This window comes from Pantoea sp. Mb-10 (assembly GCF_021272205.1).
Lineage (GTDB): Bacteria > Pseudomonadota > Gammaproteobacteria > Enterobacterales > Enterobacteriaceae > Pantoea.
Genome location: NZ_JAJSDX010000001.1, coordinates 684,096 through 694,898 on the forward strand (window position 1 = coordinate 684,096; position 10,803 = coordinate 694,898).

10 protein-coding genes and 2 tRNA genes are annotated in these 10,803 nt (G+C 55.1%); 4 read left to right on the top strand and 8 right to left on the bottom strand.

Annotation, left to right across the window (positions count from 1 at the left end; genetic code table 11):
* Positions 1–586 precede the first annotated feature (586 nt).
* From puuE to LU196_RS03280, 3 genes are read right to left on the bottom strand one after another with little or no spacing between them, the layout of a single operon-like run.
* Complete coding sequence (puuE, locus tag LU196_RS03270) at positions 587–1,546, bottom strand: allantoinase PuuE (RefSeq protein ID WP_232761423.1); 960 nt, start codon at positions 1,544–1,546, stop codon at positions 587–589.
* A 35-nt stretch (positions 1,547–1,581) separates the two neighbouring features.
* On the bottom strand, positions 1,582–2,316 hold the full coding sequence (gene hpxA, locus LU196_RS03275; RefSeq protein ID WP_232761498.1) for an allantoin racemase: 735 nt from the start codon (positions 2,314–2,316) through the stop codon (positions 1,582–1,584).
* Positions 2,310–3,032 (bottom strand): GntR family transcriptional regulator, encoded by a 723-nt coding sequence (locus tag LU196_RS03280; RefSeq protein ID WP_232761422.1) that lies wholly within the window; start codon positions 3,030–3,032, stop codon positions 2,310–2,312. Before LU196_RS03280 ends, hpxA begins: the two co-directional genes overlap by 7 nt.
* 145 nt (positions 3,033–3,177) lie before the next feature.
* Between LU196_RS03280 and LU196_RS03285 the strand changes: the two genes are divergently transcribed.
* Complete coding sequence (locus tag LU196_RS03285) at positions 3,178–4,668, top strand: NCS1 family nucleobase:cation symporter-1 (RefSeq protein WP_232761421.1); 1,491 nt, start codon at positions 3,178–3,180, stop codon at positions 4,666–4,668.
* A gap of 57 nt (positions 4,669–4,725) precedes the next feature.
* On the opposite strand, the gene LU196_RS03290 is transcribed toward LU196_RS03285, so the two are convergent.
* Both LU196_RS03290 and dnaQ read right to left on the bottom strand, forming a co-directional pair.
* Positions 4,726–4,802: transfer RNA gene (locus tag LU196_RS03290), tRNA-Asp, on the bottom strand.
* A gap of 134 nt (positions 4,803–4,936) precedes the next feature.
* Positions 4,937–5,668: a DNA polymerase III subunit epsilon gene (gene dnaQ / locus LU196_RS03295; RefSeq protein WP_232761420.1), complete on the bottom strand. Its 732-nt coding sequence runs from the start codon at positions 5,666–5,668 to the stop codon at positions 4,937–4,939.
* Between the two features lie 53 nt (positions 5,669–5,721).
* On the opposite strand from dnaQ, the gene rnhA reads away from it, so the two are divergent.
* Entirely contained in the window at positions 5,722–6,189 is a 468-nt protein-coding gene (gene rnhA / locus LU196_RS03300; protein ID WP_232761419.1) for a ribonuclease HI, read from the top strand.
* Here the strand turns inward: rnhA and LU196_RS03305 are convergent.
* Positions 6,174–6,908, bottom strand: a complete 735-nt coding sequence (locus LU196_RS03305; protein WP_232761418.1) for a class I SAM-dependent methyltransferase — start codon at positions 6,906–6,908, stop codon at positions 6,174–6,176. The genes rnhA and LU196_RS03305 overlap by 16 nt on opposite strands.
* A 40-nt stretch (positions 6,909–6,948) precedes the next feature.
* Between LU196_RS03305 and gloB the strand changes: the two genes are divergently transcribed.
* Both gloB and mltD read left to right on the top strand, forming a co-directional pair.
* Positions 6,949–7,704 carry a hydroxyacylglutathione hydrolase gene (gene gloB, locus LU196_RS03310; RefSeq protein ID WP_232761417.1) on the top strand — a complete coding sequence of 252 codons (756 nt, stop codon included), beginning with the start codon at positions 6,949–6,951 and terminating at the stop codon, positions 7,702–7,704.
* Positions 7,705–7,776: 72 nt separating this feature from the next.
* The gene (mltD, locus tag LU196_RS03315; RefSeq protein WP_232761416.1) at positions 7,777–9,150 is read left to right on the top strand and encodes a murein transglycosylase D; all 1,374 of its coding nucleotides are present in this window, start codon (positions 7,777–7,779) and stop codon (positions 9,148–9,150) included.
* A 103-nt stretch (positions 9,151–9,253) separates the two neighbouring features.
* On the opposite strand, the gene LU196_RS03320 is transcribed toward mltD, so the two are convergent.
* Both LU196_RS03320 and LU196_RS03325 read right to left on the bottom strand, forming a co-directional pair.
* Positions 9,254–10,042, bottom strand: a complete 789-nt coding sequence (locus LU196_RS03320; protein WP_232761415.1) for an endonuclease/exonuclease/phosphatase family protein — start codon at positions 10,040–10,042, stop codon at positions 9,254–9,256.
* Between the two features lie 635 nt (positions 10,043–10,677).
* Positions 10,678–10,754, bottom strand: a tRNA-Asp gene (locus LU196_RS03325).
* Positions 10,755–10,803 lie beyond the last annotated feature (49 nt).

Genomic DNA, 10,803 nt, shown 5'->3' on the forward strand with positions numbered 1-10,803 from the left:
ATGGCGCTTATACGAATGCCGACATCTTTCGCTCACGACAAGAAGCTTACCTTCGTTCAGCAATTCCGACGACGCCCCGCCGCTGGAGGATTTTTTTCACCAGTAAGGTCTTGGTTGCTCTAGGTCCTATGAAAACCTTCTTTCTGCTCTTACAGCTGGCTTTCAGTTGATGAGGGGTACAGCGGGCGTATCTACGCTCCCTCAAACACTTGAGAAAAATTCCACAGCGATAATTGAGAACACAGAAGGCACGTTGCTGCAGCGCGGGTGTTGGGTCGGCATCAATTTCGCCGATGAACCGCGTGGCGCCAGGATGAGCCGTCAGGACGACGGCGAAAGGCGCTGTTGAGCCATGGATGGCGAATCAGCGACGGTCCGTAAGGCGGCAGGGGGTGAAGAGGGAATCCGCGTAGCGGACGAAAATGCTGCCGAAAAGCCCGGGTTCCAAGGGGAGGGGCGACTGCCTCCCCTTGGTCGGTTGTCCGCAGGACAATCGAAACCGCCCTTGACCTGGCTTTTAAGCTTTTAAGCTTTTAAGCTTTTAAGCTTTTAAGCTTTTAAGCTTTTAAGCTTTTAAGCCCCAAAGCTATCCCTCCTGCGCAGGATGCGCCTTCACCCAATGGTCGGCGATCTGCTGGCGGGTGCACACCCACACCTTCTCATGCTGCTGAATATGATCCAGAAACTGCTGCAGGGCGCGGAACTTACCCGGACGGCCCAGCAGGCGGCAGTGCATGCCCACTGACATCATTTTCGGTGCGGTATCGCCCTCGGCATACAGCACGTCAAAGGTGTCACGCAGGTAGACAAAAAACTGTTCGGCGGTATTGAAGCCCTGGGGTGACGCGAAGCGCATGTCGTTGCACTCCAGGGTATAAGGAATAATGAGGTGGGGCTTCACGGTACCATCCTGACACGTGACCTGCGTCCAGAACGGCAGATCGTCACCGTAATAATCGCTGTCGTAAGTAAACCCGCCCTGCTCAACCACCAGTCGCCGGGTATTGGGGCTGTCGCGGCCGGTGTACCAGCCGGTGGGCGCTTTATCAAACAGATCGGTGAGCACATCCACCGCCTGTTGCATATGCTGACGCTCGGTTTTGGCGTCCATTGCCTGATAGTGGATCCAGCGCCAGCCGTGGCTGACCACGTCATAATCCGCCGCTTTGATCGCCTCGACGATCTCGGGATGACGCGCCAGCGCCATCGCCACACCGAACACCGTCATCGGGAGGCCGCGGCGTTGAAACTCATTGTGAATACGCCAGAAGCCGGCGCGTGAACCGTATTCGTACAGCGACTCCATCGACATATGGCGGTCGGCATAGCTGGCCGCGCCGATAATGTCGGAAAGGAACTGCTCGGACCCGGCGTCGCCGTGCAGCACGCTGTTCTCCGCGCCCTCTTCATAATTCAGCACAAACTGTACCGCCACTTTGGCGCCCCCCGGCCAGCCAGCGTGCGGCGGTTGACTGCCGTAACCGACCAAATCGCGCGGGTAATTTTTGTTGAAGCTGTACTCTTTCTTCGCAGATGCGTCACTCATTCTGTCAATTCCTGTCGTCAGTCCTCAACCTGCCCTTAGTTTAGGTGCTGAAATGCCCCGCTGAGGGGTTTTTGTCGCGGATAGTCGAGATCGCCCTGTTTACTGGTGCCGAAGCCAAGCGCCACCAGCGACTCCACCATCTTCACGGCGGCACTGACGCCATCAATCACCGGCATGCCCAGCTCATGCGTCAGATCCCGCGCCAGCGCCGCCATTCCACCGCAGCCCAGCACAATGGCACCGCTGCCGTCTTCACGCTTGGCCTGAAGACAGCGCTGCCGCACTTTTTCCTGCGCGACGCCGGTGCCGTCTTCCAGCGCCAATACCGGTAAGTCAATCGCGTGCAGCGCCGCGCAGTGATGCGTGAAGCCGTACTGCTGCAACAGGTGGCGCGCGATCACCAGCGTGCGCGGCAGCGTGGTCACAATCGAAAACCGCGTTGCCACCAGCGTGGCGGTATGCATCGCCGCTTCAGCAATGCCCACCACCGGCCCGCTGGCCAGTTCGCGCGCCGCCAGCAGGCCGGGATCGCCAAAGCAGGCGATAACGTGCCCGCTGACGCCCTGCGCCTTGCCGAGCTTGACCTGCTCCAGCACGCCAATGGCCGCTATCGCCTCATCAAAGTGGCCTTCAATCGATGGGACGCCGTGCGCCGGGCACACGGCGAGAATCTCCGTGCCGGGCGCCGCCACTGCGCGCGCGGCGGCACCGATGGTTTCCGTCATGGCCCGGCTGGTGTTGGGGTTAATGACCTGAATGACGCTCATGATGCCGCTCCTTTATGACCGGAAAATAACCGGGAGAAATCGGGCAGGGTCTCGCCGCTGCGTTCAAAGTGCAGGCTACTGACGATATGCGCAAAGTGGTGCTGTAACGCCGCCGTTAACCCCGGCAGATCGCGTTCGCGCAGGCGGGCCAGCAGCTGATCGTGATGATCGCAGCGGCAACCGCGCTGCCAGGGCGCACCATAGGCGGCGATCACCAGCGATGAGCGCTGGGTGAGCTGGGTGACCGTTTCGGTCAACACTTGGTTACCCGATATCGCCTGAAGTTGAATATGAAACGCCGCAGAAAGACGGATCGCCGCGCCGCCGTCGTGTTGCGCGTGCGCCTGCTGCTCTTGTTCGATGAGCTGCTTGAGGCCCGCCAGATGGGGCGGCTGCAGGTGCGCCAACACGTTAGGCAAATTTGCACACTCCAGCAGGCTGCGCGTTGCGAAGAGATCGCGCGACGCTTCGACGCCGGGCGTCGCCACCTGTGCACCACGCCTGGGCGATAACGCGATCATTTGCACTGCGGCGAGGCGCTGCAGCACCTTCCGAATGCCGGTGCGGCTTACGCCAAAGGCTTCCGCCAGTGCTTCTTCGGGTAATTTACTGCCGGGCGGCAGCTGGTGTTCCACAATGGCGTTCAGTAACGCCTGATAGATGGGTTCATCGCGGTCGTGCGCGTCGGGCCCGGTTCTCTGCTCAGCTTCTTGCTTCATCTCTGACTCCAGCGGATCGCTCTGTGCAGCACATCGTATACGTGAAAGGATTTTTTTGTATACAAGAAATCAACATTGGCCTGAATCCTGCAATACCGTTTCACACAGTGATTAGTTTTCCCTTGGTGTTACAGGAGCAGGTTTCATGCCAAATCAATCTGAAGTGACCGCCGGGCCAGACGCGAACGCCCACTACAGCCCTCGACTGTGCAACGAGGATCTTGCGCCCACGCGCAACCAAAACTGGTCGTGGTACAACATTTTTTCATTTTGGATGTCGGACGTGCACAGCATGGGCGGCTATGTGGTGGCCGCCAGCTTCTTTACCCTTGGGCTGGCAAGCTGGCAGGTCCTGCTGTGTTTACTGGCGGGCATTTGCATTGTTCAACTGTGCGCCAACCTGGTGGCAAAACCTAGCCAAATGGCGGGCGTGCCCTACGCCGTGATCTCACGTCAGGCCTTCGGCGTGTTTGGCGCCAATATTCCGGCGGTGATTCGTGGACTGATCGCCTTTGCCTGGTACGGTATCCAAACTTACCTGGCGGCGAATGCGCTGATGCTGGTACTGCTGAAGTTCTATCCGACGCTGAACACGCTGACCGTGGCCCACTGGCTTGGCCTCTCTACGCTGGGCTGGATCTGCTTTGGCATCATGTGGCTGCTACAGGCGCTGGTGTTCTGGCATGGCATGAGCGCCATCAAGCGCTTTATCGATGTTGCTGGACCTGCAGTCTATGTAGTAATGGTGGCGCTGGCGGGCTGGATTGTATACAAAACTGGCTTTGACGGTATTTCCTTTACGCTGGCAAGTAAGTCGCTCAGCGTGGGTGAGCAGAGCTGGCAGATGATCACCGCGACCGCGCTGGTGGTCTCGTATTTCTCCGGTCCGCTGCTCAACTTCGGCGACTTCTCCCGCTACGGCAAAAATATGCGTGAAATTCGCCGCGGCAACCGCTGGGGCCTGCCGTTTAACTTCCTGCTGTTTTCAATCGTGACCGTGGTGATTGTCTCAGGCACACAGTCGCTGTTCGGCCGAATGATCACCGATCCGATTGAAACCGTGAGCATGGTAGGCAACGATGTGGCGGTGGCGATTGGTCTGCTCACCATGATCACCGCCACCATCGGCATCAATATTGTGGCTAACTTTGTGTCGCCCGCCTTTGATTTTTCCAACTGTTCACCGCAAAAGATCAGCTTCCGCGCAGGCGGCATGATCGCTGCGGTGGGTTCTGTGCTGCTGACGCCGTGGAATCTGTTTCAATCGCCCGAGCTGATTCACTACACGCTGGATGTGCTGGGCTCCTGTATCGGACCGCTGTTTGGCATCCTGATTGCGGATTTCTACTGGATTAAGCGCGGTAAAGTTTACGTAGACGACCTGTTTAATGATTCGCCAAGCGGTCGCTATTGGTATCGCGGCGGCTTTAACCTGAATGCCATTGGTGCGCTGGTGCCGTCGGTGGGGATCTGTCTGGCGATCAGTTTTATCCCTTCGCTGCATGGCGTAGCCAACTTTAGCTGGTTTATTGGTGTGGCATTGGGTGCGGGCTGTTATCGCTGGCTGGCGCGCGCCGAACGTGCAGCGCGCGTGGGCGCGTATCCACAGCAGGTGGTCATGCAGAAGGAAGTCTAAGGCGAACGCCTAAAAGCAAAAAGCCGATGCATTTCTGCATCGGCTTCTTTAAAAGTTTGGCGGAACGGACGGGGCTCGAACCCGCGACCCCCTGCGTGACAGGCAGGTATTCTAACCAACTGAACTACCGCTCCGCGCTTTGTTCCCCGTCGAGAACGAGGCGCATATTAATGGTAGCCCCCTCCCCCGTCAACGCTTTTTATCGCGGGTTAATGCGTTTGTCGCTTTTTTCACCTTGTCGCCGATTTTGCGCGCAAAATCAGTGCGTTCAGGCACGCCACAGGCAGCTGCCGCCTTTTTTCATCACCAGATCGAGACGGCTTTCATGCGCCATCAGTTCCTCATCGCTGGCGCTGACCACGCGCAAGCCAGAAGCCGGACGCGCCACGCGCTGAATGCGATCGCCATCAGTTTGGTTGTTCTGCTCGCTCTCCAACGAAAACGCCAGCGATGTCTGCCCTCCGGTCATGGTGAGGAACACTTCCGCGAGTATTTCGGCATCCAGCAGTGCGCCGTGCAGCGTACGTTTACTGTTGTCGATTTCAAAGCGGTTACACAGGGCGTCCAGGCTGTTGCGCTTGCCGGGGAACATTTTGCGCGCCATCGCCAGGCTGTCAGTGATCTGGCAGAACGTCTCCGTTTTGCCAATCTCGCGGTTGAGCATGGCAAATTCGTAATCCATAAAGCCGATATCAAACGACGCGTTATGGATCACCAGCTCCGCGCCGCGAATGTAGTCCAGGAACTCCTCAGCAATCTCGGCGAAAGTCGGCTTATCCGCCAGAAATTCATCGGCGATGCCGTGCACGCCGAACGCTTCCGGGTCCACTAACCGATCGGGTTTGAGATACATATGGAAGTTGTTGCCGGTCAGCCGACGGTTGATGACTTCAACCGCGCCGATTTCAATGATGCGATGCCCTTCATAGTGCACACCGATCATGTTCATGCCGGTGGTTTCGGTATCAAGGACGATCTGGCGGTTATTTGCAGTGCTCATAGGACTCGTTTTATGTCAGACTTGGCGTTTTGTCAGAAGGAAGTCTACCAGAGATGCGCAAACAGGTAGAAATATTCACCGATGGATCCTGTCTGGGTAATCCCGGTCCCGGCGGCTACGGTGCCATTCTCCGCTATAAAAAACATGAAAAACCGTTCAGCGCAGGCTATCGCCTTACCACCAATAATCGCATGGAGCTGATGGCGGCGATTGTGGCCCTTGAGGCGCTCACTGAGCCATGCGAGGTGGTGATCAGCACTGACAGCCAATATGTTCGTCAGGGCATTACCAGCTGGATCCACAACTGGAAAAAGCGCGGCTGGAAAACAGCGGAAAAGAAGCCGGTGAAAAATGTCGATCTTTGGAAGCGTCTGGACGCCGCGCTCAGTACCCATGAAATCAAATGGGAGTGGGTCAAAGGGCATGCCGGCCATCCGGAGAATGAACGCTGTGATGAACTGGCGCGCCATGCTGCCGGCCATCCATCACTGGACGATATTGGCTATCAGCCTGAATCCTGATCTGAGGCGTTGCGAAACTGGCGCGTGGCGTTAACGGCTGGTCGCAAATGTGCTTTGCTGAGAGAAGTTTTCATTTTGCTGGGCGTAAGCGGAAACGTCCGTTTGCGCGCCACCACCACGTTGAGACAACCCAGCGCGGGCAAATGGGTGCTGATCACTTTCCCCCCCTGCCGATACCACGGCAGCACCTGAAAACGGGTACGGTACACCACTTCATAATTGAGCAGATGCAGCCAGTCGAGCAGACGCACCTGGCTGAACATGCGGCCGCTCCACGGTGGGCGCGAGGTTAACCCAGGGATGATTTTACTGATGCCAAGTAAGCTAAAAGGATTGAAGCCGCTAATAATCAGCCAGCCATCATCAATTAAAACGCGATCGACCTCGCGCAGCACGCGATGCGGATCCTGGCTCCACGCGAGCGTATGGGCCAGCAGGCAGGCATCAACAGACTTGGCTTCAAAAGGGAGGTGAGCCGGGTGCGCGATGACCTGGAGATCTTCACCTTCCATGCCCACGCTGACCTGATGCGAAATCGCACACTGGCTGGTGTTGATTTCCGCGCTAAGATTGCCAATTTTAAGCATATGGAAGCCATAAAGCTTGGCGAGATAGGGTTTCAACTGCTGCGAGAGCGCATCACGAAAATAGTCCCCCCACGGCATATCACGCCATGAGCGTGGTGCCGTCAGAATTTGGCGTGTTTTCGCTGGCTTCATGCTCTACCCTTTTCCTTTTTAGACGACCTGAGAGGTGTTTATGAATCTTACCAGTATTCCCGCGCTGCAGGATAACTACATCTGGACGCTCACCGACGGCGATAATCGCTGCCTGATTGTCGATCCCGGCGAGGCGCAGCCCGTGCTGGAAAAAATCCAAGCGAATCAGTGGCAGCCGGTGGCGGTTTTGCTGACGCATCACCACCATGATCATGTTGGCGGCGTCGCCGAACTGGTGAAGGCTTATCCCAATCTGGCTATCTATGGGCCCGAAGAAACGGCTACGAAAGGCGCACAGCACATTGTGAAAGAAGGGGATGAAATCACCGTGTTGGGCCTGCGTTTTCAGGTTATCGCGACGCCTGGACACACTTTAGGACATATCTCATATTACAGTGCCCCTTATCTTTTTTGCGGTGATACGTTATTTTCGGGCGGCTGCGGCCGTCTGTTTGAAGGCACTGCGCAACAAATGTTCGAATCCTTTCAAAAGCTTAGCAACCTACCGGATGAGACATGGGTGTGCTGCGCGCATGAATATACTTTATCCAATATGAAGTTTGCCGCGGCGATTTTGCCACAAGACCCACAAATTATGGCTAGATATCAGGAAATTAAGGACTTACGTGCGGAAAATCGCATTACATTACCGACAAAACTGGCCGTTGAACGAGAAATAAATTTATTTCTTCGTACGCAAGACCCTGATTTGCAAAAGGCTTTAGGGCTTAACGTGCCAACGGAACCGTTATGGCACACTTTCGCTGTTCTACGCGAGAAGAAGGATCACTTTTAATTTTTTAGGGTTGTGTTGTGTCGATCCCTAACGTATAGTTGCTCGTCTTTTAAGCGAACTATTGACACACACATGAAGGCTAAAGCGATATTACTCGCCTCAGTCTTGCTGGTCGGATGTCAGGCATCAAGGAATGACGCCAATATCCCTGTACAGCATGCACAGAGCTTGTCTTCAGCTGGTCAAGGTGAAAATGGACAGTACGGAGATCGATTGTTGTCGCCGCGATGGCAGGATGATGGAACAGGCCTCGCAGAAGATACTGATCTTTGGAACCTCATTAGTGACGAGTTGAAGATGGGGATTCCGGAAAATGCCCGGATCCGCGAACAAAAAACAAAGTACTTAAGAAATAAGAGCTATCTCCACGATGTAACATTACGGGCAGAGCCGTACATGTACTGGATAGTCGAGCAGATACAGAAACGTAAAATGCCGATGGAACTGGTACTGCTACCCATAGTGGAGAGCGCTTTTGACCCCCATGCAACCTCTTCTGCTAATGCCGCAGGCATCTGGCAGATCGTTGCTAAAACGGGCAAAAACTATGGTTTGAAACAGAACCAATGGTACGACGGACGCCGCGATGTGGTGGCCTCAACCAAAGTAGCGCTGGATATGATGCAGCGTCTTAACACCATGTTTGGCGGCGACTGGCTATTAACGGTTGCAGCCTACAACAGCGGTGAAGGACGCGTACTCAAAGCGATAAAACAGAATAAGGCGCGCGGGAAACCGACGGATTTCTGGCATTTATCGTTGCCACGCGAAACCACGGTTTACGTACCGAAGATGTTGGCCTTGAGCGATATTCTCAAGAACAACAAGCGTTATGGCATCAAACTGCCGGCCCCGAATGAAAGCCGCGCGCTGGCGCGTGTTGAGGTGGGTCAGCAGATACAGCTTACGCAGGCCGCAGATATGGCAGGCATGTCGCTCAGTAAACTCAAGAGCTTCAATGCAGGCTATAAGCATGGAACCACAGCACCGAATGGACCGCATTACATCCTGGTGCCGAAATCCAATGTGGCGAAGTTGCGCAATTCACTGGCTTCCGGTGATATTGCCTCCGTACAGCCCACCGAGTTGGCGAAAGCCAGCGCAGCGGGAAACAGCTATACGGTGCGTAAAGGCGATACGCTTTCCGGTATCGCCAGTAAGCTGGGTGTGAGCGTAAGTAACCTGAAACAGCAGAACAATCTGCGCAGCGCCTCGGTTCGAATCGGTCAGAAGCTGACCGTCGGCGGAAGCAGCAGTTCGCAGTTGGCTGATAACGGCAACAGCATCACCTACCGCGTTCGTAAGGGTGATTCTTTTGCCAGTATCGCGAAACGTCATGGTGTAAACACCAAAGACGTGATGCGCTGGAACAGTGATGCGAAAGACATTCAGCCGGGTGATAAGCTCACGCTGTTTGTGAAGAATAACGCAACGCCAGATACCTGATACGCCGAAAAGGCTGACAATTGTCAGCCTTTTTCTTGTTTTACGTTTAGCGCATTTCCCCTCTAGCCTGACGCATGAATTTAATGCCCGCGCCTTTGCGGCCTTAACCGGTAGTAAACTCAACCAGCAATGGGTTGTGGTCAGATGCCCGCGTCACCAGCACCGACGCTTCGCTCACTTTCATGTCCCGATAAAAAACAAAATCGAGCGGTCGCCCGAACGCTTTACGACGATAATCATCGGTGAAACGCACCTCATGCAACGCCATCTCACGCGCAAAGCGGTAAAGCGCATGCATACGCTGACGACTCCATGCGTTGAAATCACCGGCCATGATTACCGGGCCGCGATGATGTTGAATCTGGTCGCCGATCGGGCCCAACTGCTTGCTGTAGACATCGACACCGAGACTGAAGTTGACCGCATGGATATTCACGACCATCAGCATTTCACCGCCAGGTAGCGGATAAGCGGTGATCAGGGCTGACTTTGCCAGGCGCAGCAGCGGCTCGCGCTCGCGCAGAGGACAGCAGTAGACCGGATGCGCAGAAGCCAGCGTCATGACGCCAGAAGGATGCTGCGGCAGCACAAAGGCTGGCACCTGGTCAGCGGCCAGGTAATGACTGGTGGCGAATTTAATCAGCTCAGGCGTGGTTTGCGCCTCTTGTAGGAGCACCAGATGCGAATCTTTACCAAAACCCTGTAGCACCGACATCCAGTCTGCACGCTGCTGCTTAAAGATATTCCAGACCAGCACACGTAAAGTAGGGTCGGCGGGGAGCGGTTCGCCAGGCGGCAGGCCCTGTCCAAGATGTAGCATCGCTCCCGGCGGGAAAATTCGCTCCGCAGGTTGGCCAGCTACATAACGCATCGCATAAGTTTTTTTTTGCACTTTACCGCCTGGCTGAGTTATGACGACAAGATAACCTGACTGTTATAGGGATTGTAGCGCGGGGTTTCAATGCGTGGTTCAGAATGTGTGAATCCTTCTCACTTGTTCCCTGCTGCACCGCTGTTATTTTTCAGACAGCAGTGAGGGCAGATCATTCCATAGATAAGCCATGCTAATCGCGATCCTGAGCAGCAGTATGTTATCTAAAGATCGGGATTTTTCATACGGTGTATAAGACGGGTGAAGCTGAACGCCGGTGTTGATCGGCGAACAACGTAGTGATGCTGAAATCACTCCGCGCTTGTCTTTCTTGCGCGCTTGCAGCTTTTCGCTGTGCCCCCTGACTCATGCTTTGCGGCAAAGGCGCTTTTACTTTTTTAACGTCGTGCCCTCTGCGCTCACGGCAGTAAGATCTTTTTCCCGTCACTAGGGAGCTGGCTTAGGCGTGAGACAGGTGGTGACGCAAGCATGATGAGGAATAGGCGACTTAGATGCAGAGATGCAGAGATGCAGAGATGCAGAGATGCAGAGATGCAGAGATGCACGGAAGCACGGAAGCACGGAGAAATAAAGCACAGTGAAGAAAGTGCAAAATGAAAAAGCCCTGACCGTTAGGTCAGGGCTTATCAATTAAGTGGCGGAACGGACGGGGCTCGAACCCGCGACCCCCTGCGTGACAGGCAGGTATTCTAACCAACTGAACTACCGCTCCACCGATTCTGTACTGACGTCAGAAAATCGTTCTGACTTCAGGTGTTTCG

Bases quoted from the DNA above. Each gene is read 5' to 3' on its own strand.
- puuE (WP_232761423.1), bottom strand. From the start codon at position 1,546: ATGAGTGACGCATCTGCGAAGAAAGAGTACAGCTTCAACAAAAATTAC.
- LU196_RS03280 (WP_232761422.1), bottom strand. From the start codon at position 3,032: ATGAAGCAAGAAGCTGAGCAGAGAACCGGGCCCGACGCGCACGACCGC.
- LU196_RS03285 (WP_232761421.1), top strand. From the start codon at position 3,178: ATGCCAAATCAATCTGAAGTGACCGCCGGGCCAGACGCGAACGCCCAC.
- dnaQ (WP_232761420.1), bottom strand. From the start codon at position 5,668: ATGAGCACTGCAAATAACCGCCAGATCGTCCTTGATACCGAAACCACC.
- rnhA (WP_232761419.1), top strand. From the start codon at position 5,722: ATGCGCAAACAGGTAGAAATATTCACCGATGGATCCTGTCTGGGTAAT.
- LU196_RS03305 (WP_232761418.1), bottom strand. From the start codon at position 6,908: ATGAAGCCAGCGAAAACACGCCAAATTCTGACGGCACCACGCTCATGG.
- gloB (WP_232761417.1), top strand. From the start codon at position 6,949: ATGAATCTTACCAGTATTCCCGCGCTGCAGGATAACTACATCTGGACG.
- mltD (WP_232761416.1), top strand. From the start codon at position 7,777: ATGAAGGCTAAAGCGATATTACTCGCCTCAGTCTTGCTGGTCGGATGT.